This is a genomic window from Gordonia sp. (in: high G+C Gram-positive bacteria) (genome assembly GCF_012515855.1).
GTDB lineage: Bacteria > Actinomycetota > Actinomycetes > Mycobacteriales > Mycobacteriaceae > Gordonia.
In genome coordinates this window covers 13,024-29,515 of the sequence record NZ_JAAYXO010000163.1, presented here as the reverse complement: position 1 = coordinate 29,515, position 16,492 = coordinate 13,024, and the positions used below count along the sequence as shown (strand labels likewise).

Here is a 16,492-nt window from a genome sequence, read left to right as displayed (position 1 = left end):
TCTTGATCTTCATCGGTCTTGGAATCTGGATTCTGATCGACGCGATCATGATTTTCACCGGTTCGGTCCGCGACGGGCAGGGCCGCATCCTCAGATAGCGCGCCTGCGAGGGAACGCGCAGGGCGAACCAAAAACTTCGGCGTTCGAAACGGGCAGTGAGCCCGTTTCGAACGCCGAAGTTTTTGGTTCTGACGAGAGCGTGGCTGCCAGTCGTTCTATCTCCCCGGCACGTTGCGCTGCGGCGGCCACTGATCGCGGGGCGGCGGTGGGCCGACGTGATCGGGAATCGGATCGGTTCGCATAGCTGGCCCCGGTGGGTGACTGACCTGGGCGTTGCCGGCTCGCGGGTGTCCGGGCGATGTCGGCGCCGGCACGTTCGGCCGGGTGCCTGCGTGTGCAGTCTGGTAACCGACAGGGACGGCGGGCTGCGTTCCCATTCCGGGCCTCGGGGCGATCGGCGGTGGTGGCCCGGGGTTCGGGGCGGGCTGCGCCACCGGCCTCTGGCCAGACTGCTCGAAGCTCGCCGCGTTAGGGGGAGGTGGAGGGGGCGGTGGTCGCATCGGCGTGGGTGGCATTGCACCGGACGGCATGGGAGCCGGTGGCATCGGACCGGGTGGCACCGGTCCGGGTGGCCTCGGCCCGGGTGGCATCGGACCGGGACCGGGAGGTCCGGGCTGCATCACCGGCAGGACGGGTTGGCCGAAGCCGATCGGGCGCTCGGGCGCCACGCCGTCAGGGCGGGGTGTCGCGGTGAACTCGTCCAGCTCGGCGCGCGGGGTGGTTCGGAGCTTGTTCCACTCCATACCCCACATGATCAGTTGCACCGCGGGAATACCGAAGATGACCAGGATCATGACGACGGGAATCAGACTCTCCATCAGCCGACCCCGCTGAAGGTGGCTCGGGACGTCGGGTCTTCGGCAGCGACCTCGCGCGACAACCTTTCAAAGAACTGCTGGTATTGCTTGTAGCCGAGCAGTGCTTTGCGTCCGGCGGGGATGATGCCGACCTTCTGCTGAGAGGTGGTGAAGGCCTGGATGTCGGTCTTCACCTCGCACCCGTAGTCGGTGCTCGAGATGTGGACGACGAAGGTCATCTGGTTGAAGACCCCGGCGAATCCGCGCACTGAGAACTGGAGGAACCCCGGCCCGCCGCGCTCGTATCGCAGGGTCGGCGTCGGTGTCGGCGGCGACTGACGATGGGCCAGTTCCGCAACGCGATACGGCGACAGCCGTGTCTGCAGGTGTCCGCGTGCGTTCTGGAATCTATGAGAGGCATTTCCCACGGCGGCTCCTTGATCGGCGTCTGCTGCGAAACGTACGCCGCACGGAGGCGGTTGGTGGCTCGAGGACATGAGTTCATGCGTTCCGTGGAATCGATTCGATTGTTCGACCCACGCCGGTGTTCGATGAACCCCTACGCGCTACACCGGCCACGCGTGCACGGGCTCGCCCTCGTGCATCAGTGTCACGTAGTCCTTCAGCATGCCGTGGAGAGCCTGGTCGCGAGATTCGCCGGCCTGCTGCCGAGCGAACACCGCCTTGCGCTGCCACACCGAACCCGACTGCTTGGTGGCGCAGCGGCCTTCGATCACGCCGAGGTAGCGGCGCCTGGCCTTGTCGGAGACGCCGAAGGCGGTGAGGCCGCGCTCGGCGAGGGGGAGCAGCCGTCGCAGGACGAGCTCGTCCGGGCGGACCCAGCCGATGTTCGGCCAGTACAGCTGCGCGCCGAAACCCCAGCGCGCGCCTGCGGACAGGTTCTCCTCCGCGGCGTCGAACGACATCTGCGACCACACCGGAAGATCACTCTCCACGAGCCCGCGGACCACCCCGTAGTAGAACGCCGCGTTGGCCATGATGTCGACGACGGTCGGACCGGCGGGCAGCACCCGATTCTCCACCCGCAGGTGAGCGTGGCCGTCGACGACGTCGTACACCGGGCGATTCCATCGGTACACCGTGCCGTTGTGCAGGCGCAGCTCGTCCAGTTTCGGGATGCGGCCTGCGTCGAGTTCGGCGAGCGGATCGACGTCCGACGACACCGGCAGGAGCGCCGGAAAGTAGCGGGTGTTCTCCTCGAAGAGATCGAAGATGGTGTTGATCCAGCGCTCACCGAACCACACGCGCGGTCGGACGCCCTGGTTCTTCAGTTCCAGCGGACGGGTGTCGGTGGCCTGCTCGAACACCGGGATCCGAGTCTCGTGCCAGAGCGCCTTGCCATCGAGGAAAGGTGAGTTCCCGGCGATGGCCACCTGCACGCCGGAGATGGCCTGCGCCGCATTCCAATGCGCCGCGAAGTCCTCCGGCGCCACCCGCAGATGCAGTTGCAGCGAGGTGCAGGCGGCTTCCGGGAGGATCGACTCGCTGGTGGTCTTGAGGAGGTCGGGGCTGTTGCCGATCGCCATCGGGACACCTGCGATGTCGAGCTCGAGGGCCTCGCCCCGGGCGGCGAAGATCTGTTCGTCGAGGAGCCGATAGCGCGGATTGGTGGAGATCCACTGCGACGCGAAGTGTTCGTGCCGGAGCGTGGGCAGCATGCCGACCATCACCAGATGGTTGCCCGTGGCCGCCGCCCGCGACTCGGCGCGGTTCAGCGAACTGCGCAGCGACTGCTCGAGGGTGACGGTGTCGCCGCCGACGAAAGGCCGCGGAGCGACGTTGATCTCGATGTTGAACTGGCCCAGCTCTGTCTGGAAGTCGGGATCGGCGATGGCGTCGAGGACCGCGACGTTGGCCATCGCCGGGTCGGCGTCGCCGTCGACGAGGTTGAGCTCCACCTCCATGCCGAGCAGCGGGTCCGGGGGCTTGCCCTGGTCGGTGAAGAGCCCGTCGGTGAGCATGCGCGCGATGGCCTCGGTTCCCCGCGAGACCTGCGAGCGGAATCGCACGCGGTCGTCGCCGCTGAACTGCTGATGGTTCACTTCGGTGCCCATGTGGCCATGGTGCCGGATCGGAGTCGGCTCAGTGCCGGATTCAGGCGGCCCGGGCGGGAACGGTTAGATCGTGACGCGCGAGCTGAGATTGAGGTGGCCGAATCCGGCGGCGGCGAGCGTCCCCGCTAACGCGAACATCAGCATCGCGGTCATGTCGCTGTCCAAGAGCATGCCGAACCCCGCGAGGAGGAGCAGCCCGCCGAGGACGAACTCCAGAACTGCGGTGACCTTCAGCAGGCCTCGCGACGGCTTGCCGCTGGTGAACGACGCCAGCGCGATGCCGCCGACGATTGCGGTGACGATGCCGAAGCAGCTGAGGATCGGAACGAAAGTGGCGATCCAGAGCCACACAGGCGCCGACTGCGGGGAGCGTCCTGTGACCGACCCGTACGGGGTACCCGCCCGATACTGCTGCGGAGTGGGCTGGGGACGCCAGGTCGGGTGCTGCGGTTGCGACTGCGGGACGATCGGCGGGAAGTGGGGCATTGAGCCGGTCGGCGATTGCTGGACTGGCGGGCGCGACGTCTTCGTGAAGCTCGGTGCCTTGGCGAAGTTCGGTGCCGTCGGAGCGGTACGGGGGACCATCGGCGGCGCCTCGGCCGGTCGCGGCGGCGGCGTGGGCGCGGGAGTGGGCGTCGGTGCAGCCTGCGGTACCACCGCCGCGCGATAGGCGGCGACCGGGGACTTCACCGCGATGACGGCAGCGGTGGGGCGGTCGAATCCGCCGGAGACGAGGTCGTCGATCAGCGCGAGTGTGGGCTGGGGACCGGGGATTTGGGGCTTGGGCGCCTGCGCGTCGGTGACAGTGGCCGAGATCGCCTGCAGGGTCACCAGGTCGAGAAGAGCAGGGGTGCCGACCACGGTCGTCAACGAGCGCAGCGCCGTCCGCGCCGCGCGGTTGGCGGCATTGACGGCCTTGCGGTCGAGCCGACTGATCGCCGCGTGGATGTCGTCCTCGCCGATCTCTCGACCGCCGATCGAGATCGACTGCCGGTTCGCGAAACCAATCGCGGCGGAGGGGTCGTCGCGCAGCAGGTGCGCCGCGGTCAGCACACCCGCCTGCCGGACCTGGGAGTTCAGTTCGGGCAGGCGGCTGGCGAGCCCGAGCGCGGTCTCGACGGTGCTCCGCTCGACCGGACGTTGCACCCGCAGTCCGACCTGCGCTGCGCTTCTGACGAGATCGTCGTCGGAGGCAGTGATGCCTTCGGCGGCGACGACGGCGGCGAAGGCCGCGATGTTGATCAGGCCGGTGGCCGCGCTCACCGGATCGTGGCGACGGCAGCGCTCGGCGACCTCGGCCACGGCCGCCGAATTGTCCTCGGCAGGGGGCGTCGGACCGGCCGTGGTCGAGGGCGCCCCGGACGTCGACCCTGCGGACGTCGACTCTGCAGCCGTGAGCGCGGCGACGGCGTCGGAGCCGTTCTCGCGGTCCCACTCCAGAAAGCGTTTGCAGAGCATCGCGACCGGGCCCGCCTTGGTGGCCTGCAGGTGCCAGTACTCGCGGACGGACTCGATGTGCGCGGCGGCGGTCTCGCCGTCATCGGGTGGCCACTGGTACAGCTCGGCGGGCGGCGGGACACCGTCGTCGGAGAGGTACGCGCGGAGGACGTCGACCTTGTAGCGGTCGCGGTCGAAGCTCATCAGCCACTCACCTTGATCATCGAGACGCGCTTGCTCTGCGCAGCGACCTCACTGTCGGACAGCACCGCGACGCGAACCTCCATGTTCAGGGTCTGGCCGGTGTTGGCGTGCGTGGCGACCAGTTTCACGGCACCCTCGGCGTTCACGTCGAACGCGACGTCGATGCGATCGCCCGCGGGCCGCGGCGGGAAGCCGACGATGCGTCCCGAGCTCTGATCGATCGGCGCGTTGGCCTCCACGTCGGTCGATGGCAGCGGACTGGACTGCTGATAGAGCGTGAACTCGACCGCCGTCTGGTTGTCGGTGGCCGTTCCGTACGACCGCACGACCGGTGCGGCCAGCGGAATCGCGGTGTTCTGATCGATCACGATGTCGATGTACTTGCGCCCGGATGCGTCGACCAACTCGACGCCGATCGCCTTCGGCAGGACGTTCCGAGTCTCCTTGTTCGCGATGGCGGCGACCGCCGACACGTCGAGGCGGGCGTTCTGCGCGATCGCGGTGACGGCCGCGGAGTTACCGCTGCGCTCGGCCGACGCGTGGACTTGGCGCCCGAGCGCGAACACCGCCGCGCCCTTGGCGACCGCGAGATCGGGGTCATGCACCTTGGGCGACCATCCGAAGGTCGACGCCAACGCCTCCGGGACGGCAGGCATGCGGGTGGAGCCGCCGACCAGGATCACCTCGTCGATCGTCGTGATCCCGTGTTTCTCCTCCAGCGTCGACAGGGCGCGGCGGGTCACCGAGATGGTGTCCTGCAGCAGCGGTCGCGTGAGGTCGGTGAACTCGGTGCGGGTCACGACGATCGTCGCGCTGTTGCCGTCGCGACGCAGTGGGAGCCGCTTCTGCTCGGCGGTCGAGAGTGCCTTCTTGGTCTGCTCGGCCTTGGTGGTGATCTCCTGGATGAACTGTTCGTCGAAGGCGGCGTCGACGTCGCCGGTCTCGCTGACGTAGCGCTCCAGGATCAACTGCACGAGGTCGTTGTCCCAGTCGGTGCCGCCGAGGCTCGCGTCGCCGTCGGTGACCAGGACGTGGAACTTGCCGTCGGCGACGGTCATCACGGAGACGTCGAAGGTGCCGCCGCCGAGGTCGAAGACCAGAATCGTACGGCCGTCCACGTCGTTCGAGACACCGTAGTGCAACGCCGCGGCCACCGGTTCCGGGACGATGGAGAGCACGTTGAGACCCGCGATGACGCCGGCGGCTTTTGTGGCCTCGCGCTCGAGCTGGCCGAAGTAGGCGGGGACGGTGATGACCACGTCGCGGGAGTCGTTGCCGGTGGTGGCGACGGCTCCGTCGACCAGATTGCGCAGGATCAGGGCCGACACGCTCTCGGCCGTGTACTTGTCACCGAAGAAGGTCTGCGACCAGGTAGTTCCCATCTGGCGCTTCACCAGGGAGATCACCGAATCGGGATCGACCACCGCGCTCTCCTTGGCCGTGGATCCGACCACCACGCTGCCGGGTCCCTCGAACCAGACCACGCTCGGGGTGGTCTCCTCGCCGTTCTCGTTGCGCGTGACCCGAGGGGTCCCCGAGTCGTCGAGGGTCGCGACCGCGGAATACGTGGTTCCGAGATCGATGCCGAAGGGGCGGCTCACTGCTGGTCCTCCTGGGTGGGGGTGGGGGTGTACTGGTACACCTTCACACGGGCGAGCCCGGTGACATCACCGGTGGTGCTGTCGCTGTACAGGTGACCCAACACCTGGGCGACGGTCCGGTCGAGTGCGGGGTCGGCGGTGGGCATCCGGCCGACGGTGGTGTGCCTGCGGGGATCGAACGGCTCGCCCTCGTCGGCCGCCCCGATGACGACGGACTCCGCAGTCAACAGGTCTTCCACCTCCACCGCGTAGGTCGACAAGCGTGCGCCGACCGCGGGGTCGGCGGCGGTCCGGGCGTCGTACGAGAGGTCGTCGTGGAGTCGCTGGAGGCGTCGGATCAGGGGCATCGCGGTGCGCCTGGTCAGCAGGTCCTGGGCCGCCGAGAGGCTCTCGGAGAGATCCCGGACCACTTCTTCGCGGGCTGCCGAGCGCTCGTTGAACAGGGCGATCTGCTCCACGAGTTCGCTGGTGACGGGACCGGACGAGGCTACCGAGCCATGCGGGAACTGGACTGACGCGCCGCACTGCGTGCAGTGGGTGTGGAGATCGGGAGGGTCCGCGGGCAGCGTCGAGTGCGACTGGTTGTTCATGCGTCCCCCAGGTGAATCCGAATCCTCGCTACGGTCTGGAACCTAGCACAGGCCCACGACAGGCTCCGGTGCTCGTCTGGCAGCCGAATGACGCGCCACTAGAGTTGGTGCATGGCCCACACGATGACCGCTGACCTCCACACTCACACGGCGTTCTCCGATGGAACCGACTCGCCGGCGGAACTTCTGGCGGCCGCACGAGCGGCGGGTCTCACGACCGTGGCGATCACCGACCACGACACCGCCAACGGCTGGGACGAGGCCGCGGCGCACGCCGATGCGGGCATGCGGGTGCTGCCGGGGGCCGAGTTCTCGACCAAACATCCCGCGGCCGACGGCGAACTGACGACGGTTCACCTGCTCGGGTACCTCTTCGACCGCGACGACCCGGGCATCGCAGGCGAGTGGAAGCGGGTCCGCGACGACCGGGCCGGTCGCGGCGCGCGGATCGTCGAGAACCTGATCGCCGCCGGTTACCCGATCACGGTGGAGCGTGTGCGCGAGATCGCAGGCCCCAGCAGCATCGGTCGACCGCACATCGCGCGCGCTCTGATGGAGGTCGGCGTCATCGGGTCGGTGTCGGAGGCCTTCGATGAACTGCTGCACGACGGCAGCCCGTACTACACCCCGCTGCGGTCGACGACCCTCGCCGAAGGCGTCGCCATGATCACCGCGGCGGGCGGCGTCCCGGTGATCGCGCACGCGCGGGCGCGCGCCGCGGCCGCAGTGTTGACCGCGGAGGTCATCGAGACTCTGGTGCCGCTGGGGCTGGCCGGCCTCGAGGTGCGCCACCCCGACCACGACGACGCCGCCCGCGCCGAGCTCGCCGACATCGCCGTCAACCTGGGCCTGCTGCAGACCGGCTCCAGCGACTACCACGGCACGCACAAGACACTCCGGATCGGGCAGGAGCGGACGGCCGATACCGTGGTGGAGCAGCTCATCGACCGCGGCGGCGTCGCGCCGTTCGAGGGCTGACCGACTATGGGACCCCGCGACAAGGCCGATCCGGCGCAGACCCGCGCGGCCGTCCTGGCCGTCGCCGACTGGTTGCGCGACGAGGCCGCGCCGAAACCCGATCGCGCGGCCCTGGCCGCCGCGGTGCGCCTGACGGCGCGGACCGTCGCCCAGCACGCACCCGGCAACGCGGTGGAGTTGCGGGTGCCGCCCTTCGTCGCGGTGCAGTGCATCGAGGGCGTCCGGCATACGCGCGGGACCCCGCCGAACGTGGTGGAGTTGGCGGCGCGCGACTGGCTGCTGCTCGCCACCGGCCTCGACGATTTCGACGCCGCCGTCGCCGATCACCGCGTGAACGTCTCGGGGCATCGAGCGAGTGACGTGGCCGACTATCTCCCGGTGATTCCGCTGCCGCGATGACCTGCGGTGCGACTGATTCGGGTACCCGACCGGCGGAGATTTTCCGATGCCGGTTCACAGCCCGTAGACTGTGGTAACGGTACCGCCCCTCTAGCCCAGGAAACCGGAGCGTCTCATTGTCCGAGAAGCTGACTCATCGTCCGAACCTGCTGAACCAGCCCGGATGTGGCGGTACGTCGCGCCCGCAGAAGGGTCGCGAACAGAAGGGTCGCGAACAGAAGGGTTGCGCACAGAAGGGTCGCATGCCGAACGATCTGGACCAGCCTGAGAACGAGCCCCGCGAAGAATGCGGCGTGTTCGGTGTCTGGGCGCCCGGTGAAGACGTCGCGAAGTTGTCGTACTACGGCCTCTACGCCCTTCAGCATCGTGGCCAGGAAGCCGCGGGCATCTCCGTCGGCGACGGCTCGCAGGTGCTGGTCTTCAAGGATCTCGGCCTGGTGAGCCAGGTGTTCGACGAGCAGACCCTGGCCTCGATGGTCGGGCACGTCGCCGTCGGACACTGCCGCTACTCCACCACGGGATCCACCACCTGGGAGAACTCGCAGCCCATCTTCCGCAACACGGTCAACGGGAGCGGCGTGGCCCTCGGCCACAACGGCAACCTGGTGAACACCGCGGAACTGGCCGAGCGTGCCCGCGAACTCGGCATCTACGGAACCGCGGCGAACAGCGCGGCGACCTCCGACTCCGACATCCTCGGTGCGCTGCTGGCGCACGGCGCCGCGGACAAGACCCTCGAAGAGTCGGCGATGGAGTTGCTCCCGACCGTCAAGGGCGCCTTCTGCCTCACCTTCCAGGATGAGAACACCCTGTACGCCGCACGCGATCCGCACGGCGTGCGCCCGCTGTCGCTGGGCCGCCTCGACCGCGGCTGGGTGGTGGCCTCCGAGACCGCCGCGCTCGACATCGTCGGCGCCTCGTTCGTCCGCGACATCGAGCCGGGCGAACTCCTCGCGATCGACGCCGACGGCGTCCGCAGCCAGCGCTTCGCCGAGCAGACGCCGCACGGCTGCGTGTTCGAGTACGTCTACCTCGCCCGCCCGGACAGCGTGATCCACGGCCGTTCGGTGCACTCGACACGCGTCGAGATCGGCCGTCGCCTGGCCCGCGAACAGCCCGCCGAGGGCGATCTGGTGATCCCGGTGCCCGAGTCGGGAACTCCGGCCGCCGTCGGCTACGCCCAGGAATCGGGGATCCCGTACGGCCAGGGCCTCATGAAGAACGCCTACGTGGGTCGCACCTTCATCCAGCCGTCGCAGACCATCCGCCAGCTCGGCATCCGACTCAAGCTGAATCCGCTGCGCGAGGTGATTCGCGGCAAGCGCCTGGTGGTGGTCGACGACTCCATCGTCCGCGGCAACACCCAGCGTGCCCTGATCCGCATGCTCCGCGAAGCGGGCGCCGCCGAGGTGCACGTCCGCATTGCGTCGTCGCCCGTCCGCTGGCCCTGCTTCTACGGGATCGACTTCGCCTCGCCCGCGGAACTGATCGCCAACGGCTCGGACTCGCAGGAGGCGATGGTCGAGAGCGTTCGTCAGGCCATCGACGCCGACTCCCTCGGCTACATCACCATCGACGAGATGATCAACGCCACCGGGCAGCCGCGCGAAGGACTCTGCGCAGCCTGCTTCGACGGCAAGTACCCGATCGAGCTCCCGCAGGAGACCACGATGGGCAAGGCCGTCCTGGAGGCGATGGTTCGGAACCCGAACAACGGGGTCGATCCGCTGACCGCAGCCAACGACAACGTCAGCGCGGTGATGCGTCCCTGACCGGGACGCTCACGCGCGCGAGATCGAACAAGCACTTCGTCCTTAGCTCGGGACGCACTCAGGTACCGTGAGTGCGTCCCACCGCCCCACACGGCTGAGTTTCAGCTGTTGAATTTCAGGAGAATCAAGACTATGACCGACGGGTCTGCCGACAATCTGGCGTCGGGTGCATCGTATGCGGCCGCGGGTGTGGACATCGATGCCGGCGAGCGTGCCGTCGAGCTCTTCGCTCCGCACGCCAAGCGCGCCACGCGACCCGAGGTGCTCGGCGGACTGGGCGGTTTCGCCGGTCTGTTCTCGCTGAAGGGCGACTACCGGGAGCCGGTGCTCGCTGCGTCGAGCGACGGGGTCGGCACCAAGCTGGTCATCGCGCAGGCGATGGGCAAGCACGACACCGTGGGCCGCGACCTGGTCGCCATGGTGGTCGACGACCTCGTGGTCTGCGGGGCCGAGCCGTTGTTCCTGCAGGACTACATCGCCGTCGGCAAGGTGATCCCGGAGATGGTGGCCGACATCGTCAAGGGGATCGCCGACGGTTGCGTCGACGCCGGCTGCGCGCTGCTGGGCGGCGAGACCGCCGAGCACCCGGGCGTCATGGAAGACGGCCACTACGACATCTCCGCGACCGGCGTCGGCGTGGTGGAGGCTGACTCGATCCTCGGCCCGGACCGCGTCCGCGCGGGCGACGTCGTGATCGCGATGGGCTCGTCTGGCCTGCACTCCAATGGTTACTCGCTGGCGCGCAAGGTGCTGCTGGAGTGGGGCCACATGGACCTGGAGGGGCACGTCGAGGAGTTCGGTCGCAGCCTCGGCGAGGAACTGCTGGAACCGACCCGCATCTACGCCAAGGACTGCCTCGCGCTGGCGGCGGAGAGCGAAGTCCGCACGTTCGCGCACGTCACCGGTGGCGGCCTGGCCGACAACCTCGGTCGCGTCCTGCCCGCAGGCCTCGTCGCCGAACTCGAGCGCAGCACCTGGACCCCGGCGCCGATCTTCTCGCTGATCGCTCAGCGCGGCCGCGTGGAGCGCGCCGAGATGGAGCGCACCTTCAACATGGGCGTCGGCATGGTCGCGATCGTCTCGCCCGAGGACACCGACCGCGCGCAGGCGATTCTGACCGCGCGCCACGTCGACAACTGGGTCCTGGGCAGCATCAAGGCCGGCGAGCCGGGCGCCCCCGGCTCGGCAGTCCTGTCGGGAGACCACCCGCGCTTCTGAGTCCGCAAGACACCCGCGGCCGCTGCATCGCACGATGCGGCGGCCGCTGTGTTCTGTCCGGCTGTGCCCGGTGCCGATTGCGACAATGCACACCGGGTCGGGACCGCCCGCAGACGACACGAGAACCCCGCATCATGGCGATGCGGGGTTCTACGTATGTCAGGCAATCAGATTTCGGCGCAGGAAACACCGTTCCCCAAGGGGGATGACGCCTGTACGAGTGGGTTCAAGCGACAGCGCCGTCAAGCGTGTCGCCACTCCTCTTCACTGGTTCTGTTCTCCTCATTCGACCAAGAGTCGTACGACTTGTCGCTGCCACCACCGAGTTCACGCTGGAGACTGTCAAAGTCGGTATGGGGAGTGGAGTACTTCAGCTGACGAGCAACTTTCGTCTGCTTTGCCTTTGCCCGGCCGCGGCCCATATGGGACCCCCTCGCACAGTGACGGGGCGGCCATCGGTGTGGCGGCCCCGTTCTATTCGTTAATAGTTTTCGTAACGACAGTCTAGCGCGTCGTTTGCATTAAGTCCCATCGCATGGATACGTGTCACAGAACGCGCTGGTACCAGCGCGTTCTGTTCTGCGTCGAGTCAGGATCGTCCGCGGAGACGGTCGACGGCGGCGCGGCCGGGCGGTACTTGATCGTCCGCGGTGTAGAGGTCGGGGTCGATGCTCGCCGACGCCGAGTCCTCGGGCGACTCCGGATCTCCGACAGTCAGCTCGGTGTCGGCGGGGACGTTCCGCTTCACCAGGGCCAGCGCGATCGGTCCGTTCTCGAAATGGTCCACCACGGTGCCGACGCGACCGATGGTCCGACCGCCCGCGTTCACCGGGTCGCCGGTGGCGGGCCGGTACGACGAGCTCCCGTCGAGGTGCAGCAACACCAGACGGCGCGGCGGTCGACCGAGGTTGGCCACGCGAGCGACGGTCTCCTGACCGCGGTAGCAGCCCTTGTCGAGGTGGACGGCTCCGCCCTCGTCGGGGCCGCCGATCCAGTCGACCTCATGCGGAATGGTGCGCTCGTCGGTGTCCAGGTGCAGGCGCGGGCGCAGCGCGCTCACCCGCAGCGCCTCCAGCGCCCACATGCCCGCGGGCGCGGCACCGGCCTCGACCAGCAGCTGCCACCACTCGCGCAGATCCGACTCGGGAACCAGCAGGTCGACCACCGGCGTCGCCCCGCGCTCGCCGATCGACGGCATCACACGCCAGAAGCCGAGCGGCTCGTCGTCGTGCCGGAGCTCGGGGAGGTCGCCGGCCCGGTACGGCGCGGTGTCGGCGGGGAGCCCGATGGCCTCGGCGATCGGGCCGGTGAGCACGTCGGGTCCCAGCAGGGTGAGGACCTTCATGTCGGGTCGAGCCGCAGGCGCGGCCTTGGCCCAGAACACCATCTTGGTGAGGAACTCGGCCAGCGGTGCACCGCGGGAGGCTTCGGTGTCGATCCAGGTGGTGCCGTCGAGATCGGTGAGGACGAAGTGGTCCTCCACGCGACCGTTGCCGTCGAGCGACAGATTCTCCGCGCTGCGGCGATCGCCGAGGGTGGTCAGGTGCTGCGAGGAGATGGTGTGCAGCCAGCTGAGGCGTTCGTCGCCGGAGATCTCGATGACCGCGCGGTCGGAGCGGTCGACGATCGCCGCTGTGCGGGTCGCGGTCCGCTGCTCGCCGAGCGGATCACCGTAGTGCCAGGCGACACCGGGACTCGGGTTGTCCTCGGGGGTGGCGACAGCGCCGGGATGGGACATGAGAATCGGCGACGGAGACGACATGACCCGAGTCTACGACGGGTCCTGCGCCACCGGCGGGAGGGAGTGATTCGGCGCCACCGGCGGGAAGGAGTGATTCGGCCCGGTCCCGGCGCTTCCGCTACTGGACTACGGCGTCGGAGAAGGTCGGCGGATCGCCCAGGAACGGACGGTGGGACGGCGGCTGCTTGCCGTCGACGTCGGTGATGCCGTACTCCTCGGCGAGTTCCGCGCCCACCAGGACGCGGCCGGACTTGGCCATCCGCTGCGGGTCGCGGGAGAGGGCGTCGATCACTCGGCCGGGGAACTCCACCGACTCGGCGGTCGCGGCCAGGCCCTCGTACATCGCCGGGTTGGCGGCGAACGCGGCCAGGTTCAGCTCCGTCTTCAGCAGACCCATCCACAGCGAGACCGCGGCGACGTCGAAGGGCTTGAAGTCCACGGCCATGTCGTGGGCCATCTTGTCGACCGCGGCCTTGCCCGATCCGTAGGCGGGTCCGTGCATGTAGCAGGTGCCGCCGAACGACGAGGTGTTCACGACGAGTCCGCCGCCGGTCTCGGCGAGCAGCGGGGCCGCGTAGTAGGTGGTGGTGTACGCCGAGCGCATGCCGACGTCGTGCAGATCGAGCAGGCTCAGTGACTTCTCCCAGAACGGTCCCTTGACGGTCAGTTCGGCGGGCAGCGAGATGGCGTTGTTCACCAGGATGTCCAGGCGGCCGTGGTCGGCGCGGATGCGGTCGAACAGGGCGGCGACCTGAGCGTCGTCGGAGTGGTCGACAGCCACGGCGACGCCGGTGCCGCCGCGGCGAGTGATCTCCTCGGCGGTCTCGACGATGGTTCCGGGGAGGGGTGTCTGGCCGGGTTCGACGGTCCGGCCCGTCACGTAGACGGTGGTTCCGGGCTGAGCGAGGGCGAGGGCGATGCCTTTGCCTGCTCCGCGGCTGGCTCCGGTCACGACGGCGATGCGTTCAGTGGTCATGCCTCATGGTGCTACACGGCTCGGAGCGGTTGTCGGCCAACGGTTCCCGATGGGTGGAATCCGGCACCGGAATCTCGGTGCGCGGGATCGGTTTCGTCGGTGCGTGACATCGTTGGAGTCATGCTTCACGTGCTGGTCTCCGACGCGGGACAGGTCCTCGATCCGAACGTCCCGCTGTTGCACGCGGACGATCTCGGTGTCCTCCACGGCGACGGTCTGTTCGAGACGATGCTGATGCGCGACGGTCTGGTGCGCAACCTGGAACGGCATATCGATCGCCTCGCGACCAGTACTGCGCCCGCGGGCCTGCCGCCGATCGACATCGCGCACGTCGCCGAGCTGATCGAGATCGCGGCCACCGAGTGGCGGCGGCGATTCGACGGCGAGGGCGCGCTGCGGGTGGTCTACACCCGCGGACGAGAGGGCGGCGATCGGCCGACGCTGTACGTGACGGTCTCGGCGGTACCGAGTCGCGTCGCCGAGGTGCGGCGCGACGGCATCCGCGCCGTCACCCTGCCGACCGCGTATCGGCCGGGCCTGGCCGCCGAGGCGCCCTGGCTGCTGGCCGGCGTCAAATCGCTCAGCTACGCGGCCAACGTCGCGGCGCTGCGCCACGTGCAGGGGTTGGGCGTCGATGATGCGATCTTCGTCGCCGACGACGGCAGCGTGCTGGAGGGACCGCGCAGTTCGGTGGTAGCCGTGATCGAGGGGGTGCTGGTCACGCCGCTGCGCGACGACGGGATCCTTCCCGGAACCACACAGGCGGAACTGTTCGCGCACGCGCGGACGCGGGGGATTCCGGTTGACGAGCGACGCCTGCACGTCGACGAGTTGTTCTCGGCCGCCGAGGTGTGGCTGTTGTCGTCGATCACCGTCGCGGCGCGGGTGCATCGCCTGAACGGACAGGATCTCCCCAATCAGCGGAAAGTGATCGGCGTCGCCGCCATGCTGGGAGTGCCGCCAATGTCATAGCGGCGGCGGTAGGGTCTTCGGTCACCAGTCCTGGTCGGCCGTTGCGAAAAGCTACTACTCTCCGTAGTAACGCCCACCCCCGGGTGATGAATTCGAGGTCGCTTGTGAATGTTGTAGACATCTCCAGATGGCAGTTCGGTATCACCACCGTGTACCACTTCATCCTGGTGCCGCTGACGATCGGCCTCGCGCCGCTGATCGCGATCATGCAGACGGTCTGGCATCGCACGGGTAATGAGCAGTGGCTTCGCGCAACCAAGTTCTTCGGCAAGATCTTCCTGATCAACTTCGCGCTCGGCGTCGCCACCGGCATCGTGCAGGAGTTCCAGTTCGGCATGAACTGGAGCGAGTACAGCCGGTTCGTCGCGGACGTCTTCGGAGCACCGCTGGCGTTCGAAGGCCTGGTCGCCTTCTTCCTCGAGTCCACGTTCATCGGACTGTGGCTGTTCGGCTGGGGACGACTTCCTAAACGCGTCCACCTCGCGTGCATCTGGCTGGTGGCGATCGGCGTCAACGCCTCGGCCTACTTCATCATCGTCGCCAATTCCTGGATGCAGCATCCGGTCGGCGTCACCTGGGATGCCGAGCGAGACCGCCCGATGATGAACAACTTCATCGCCGTGCTCACGAACAACACGACGCTGGTGGCCTTCCCTCACGTCATCATGGGCGCCTTGCTGACCGCGTCGACGGTTGTCGCCGTCATCGGCCTCTGGTGGATGGCGCGCAACAGCTTCCGCGCCGCGAAGATCGAGGAGGCCGCCAAGACCGGCGACGAGTCGATCATCCCGAAGACGAGTTCGCCGAGCCAGATCGACGCGACGCCCGAGAAGCTGCGTCACGACAATGCGACCCTGTGGAGACCGGTCTCGATCTTCGCCCTTTGGGTGGTCATCGGTTCGGGGCTCGGGCTGTTCGTCACCGGCGATCTTCAGGGCCAGCTGATGTTCAAGCAGCAGCCGATGAAGATGGCCGCCGCGGAGTCGCTGTGCGAGACCGAGACCGGGGCGTCGTTCTCGGTGCTGAGCATCGGCAGACAGAACAACTGCGAGAACATCGAGCACGTCATCACCATCCCGAACATGCTCTCGTTCTTGTCCGACCACACCTTCGACAGCACCGTCCAGGGCGTCAACGAACTCCAGAAGCAGTATCAGGAAGCCCTGAACATGCCGGGCCAGAACTTCGCGCCCAACCTGTTCGTCACGTACTGGAGCTTCCGCGCCATGATCACGTGGGCCCTCGGCTCGGTGGTCGTCGCACTGGGCGGTCTCTGGTTCCTCCGCCGAAAGCGCAATGAGGTGCCCCGCTGGTTCGGACGACTGTGTCTGTGGATGCTGCCGACTCCGTTCCTGGCCAACGCGTCCGGCTGGATCTTCACGGAGATGGGCCGACAGCCGTGGGTGGTGGTCCCGAACTGGGCCGACGCTGACGGTGACCCCCTGCGCGTGCACATGCTGGTGCAGGACGGTGTCTCCAACCACACGTCGCCGATGGTCTGGACCACGCTGATCGGGTTCACCCTGCTCTACGGCGCCCTCGGCGTGGTGTGGTTCTACCTCGAACGCAAGTACGTGATCGAGGGGCCCGCCGAGAAGGATGCCGTCGCGCCGAAGGACGGCCACGACGACGACGAATCCACCGAACTCTCGTTCGCCTACTGAGGAGCCTG

Annotated in this window: 14 protein-coding genes; 6 read left to right on the top strand and 8 right to left on the bottom strand. The window is 68.0% G+C overall.

Features of this window, described 5'->3' with window-relative positions; translation table 11 throughout:
* Positions 1-877 precede the first annotated feature (877 nt).
* The 5 genes from GX543_RS12010 to GX543_RS11990 all read right to left on the bottom strand — a co-directional run bounded on the left by GX543_RS12010 (position 878) and on the right by GX543_RS11990 (position 6,764).
* Positions 878-1,285: a hypothetical protein gene (locus GX543_RS12010; protein WP_290852139.1), complete on the bottom strand. Its 408-nt coding sequence runs from the start codon at positions 1,283-1,285 to the stop codon at positions 878-880.
* Positions 1,286-1,423: 138 nt separating this feature from the next.
* Complete coding sequence (locus tag GX543_RS12005; protein WP_290852138.1) at positions 1,424-2,932, bottom strand: glutamate-cysteine ligase family protein; 1,509 nt, start codon at positions 2,930-2,932, stop codon at positions 1,424-1,426.
* A gap of 63 nt (positions 2,933-2,995) precedes the next feature.
* Entirely contained in the window at positions 2,996-4,573 is a 1,578-nt protein-coding gene (locus tag GX543_RS12000; RefSeq protein ID WP_290852137.1) for a hypothetical protein, read from the bottom strand.
* Positions 4,573-6,174, bottom strand: coding sequence for an Hsp70 family protein (locus GX543_RS11995; protein WP_290852136.1), 1,602 nt, complete (start codon positions 6,172-6,174; stop codon positions 4,573-4,575). Before GX543_RS11995 ends, GX543_RS12000 begins: the two co-directional genes overlap by 1 nt.
* Complete coding sequence (locus GX543_RS11990; RefSeq protein ID WP_290852135.1) at positions 6,171-6,764, bottom strand: hypothetical protein; 594 nt, start codon at positions 6,762-6,764, stop codon at positions 6,171-6,173. The genes GX543_RS11995 and GX543_RS11990 overlap by 4 nt, the downstream gene beginning before the upstream one ends.
* Before the next feature lie 111 nt (positions 6,765-6,875).
* Here GX543_RS11990 and GX543_RS11985 point away from each other — a divergent pair, with 111 nt between their 5' ends.
* The 4 genes from GX543_RS11985 (at position 6,876) to purM (ending at position 11,131) form a co-directional block, all read left to right on the top strand.
* Positions 6,876-7,742: a PHP domain-containing protein gene (locus tag GX543_RS11985; protein ID WP_290852134.1), complete on the top strand. Its 867-nt coding sequence runs from the start codon at positions 6,876-6,878 to the stop codon at positions 7,740-7,742.
* Positions 7,743-7,748: 6 nt separating this feature from the next.
* On the top strand, positions 7,749-8,141 hold the full coding sequence (locus GX543_RS11980) for a sterol carrier family protein (RefSeq protein ID WP_290852133.1): 393 nt from the start codon (positions 7,749-7,751) through the stop codon (positions 8,139-8,141).
* Positions 8,142-8,383: 242 nt separating this feature from the next.
* On the top strand, positions 8,384-9,913 hold the full coding sequence (gene purF, locus GX543_RS11975; RefSeq protein WP_290852132.1) for an amidophosphoribosyltransferase: 1,530 nt from the start codon (positions 8,384-8,386) through the stop codon (positions 9,911-9,913).
* 132 nt (positions 9,914-10,045) lie between these two features.
* Positions 10,046-11,131 (top strand): phosphoribosylformylglycinamidine cyclo-ligase, encoded by a 1,086-nt coding sequence (gene purM / locus GX543_RS11970; RefSeq protein ID WP_290852131.1) that lies wholly within the window; start codon positions 10,046-10,048, stop codon positions 11,129-11,131.
* A gap of 242 nt (positions 11,132-11,373) precedes the next feature.
* Here purM and GX543_RS11965 read toward each other — a convergent pair whose 3' ends face one another.
* The 3 genes from GX543_RS11965 to GX543_RS11955 all read right to left on the bottom strand — a co-directional run bounded on the left by GX543_RS11965 (position 11,374) and on the right by GX543_RS11955 (position 13,848).
* Positions 11,374-11,553 (bottom strand): DUF3073 domain-containing protein, encoded by a 180-nt coding sequence (locus GX543_RS11965; protein ID WP_290852130.1) that lies wholly within the window; start codon positions 11,551-11,553, stop codon positions 11,374-11,376.
* Positions 11,554-11,720: 167 nt separating this feature from the next.
* Positions 11,721-12,893, bottom strand: coding sequence for a folate-binding protein (locus tag GX543_RS11960; protein ID WP_290852129.1), 1,173 nt, complete (start codon positions 12,891-12,893; stop codon positions 11,721-11,723).
* A gap of 97 nt (positions 12,894-12,990) precedes the next feature.
* The gene (locus tag GX543_RS11955) at positions 12,991-13,848 is read right to left on the bottom strand and encodes an SDR family NAD(P)-dependent oxidoreductase (protein WP_290852128.1); all 858 of its coding nucleotides are present in this window, start codon (positions 13,846-13,848) and stop codon (positions 12,991-12,993) included.
* A gap of 120 nt (positions 13,849-13,968) precedes the next feature.
* Between GX543_RS11955 and GX543_RS11950 the strand changes: the two genes are divergently transcribed.
* Together GX543_RS11950 and GX543_RS11945 are read left to right on the top strand one after the other, a co-directional pair.
* On the top strand, positions 13,969-14,820 hold the full coding sequence (locus GX543_RS11950) for an aminodeoxychorismate lyase (protein WP_290852127.1): 852 nt from the start codon (positions 13,969-13,971) through the stop codon (positions 14,818-14,820).
* Between the two features lie 104 nt (positions 14,821-14,924).
* Entirely contained in the window at positions 14,925-16,484 is a 1,560-nt protein-coding gene (locus GX543_RS11945) for a cytochrome ubiquinol oxidase subunit I (protein WP_290852126.1), read from the top strand.
* Positions 16,485-16,492 lie beyond the last annotated feature (8 nt).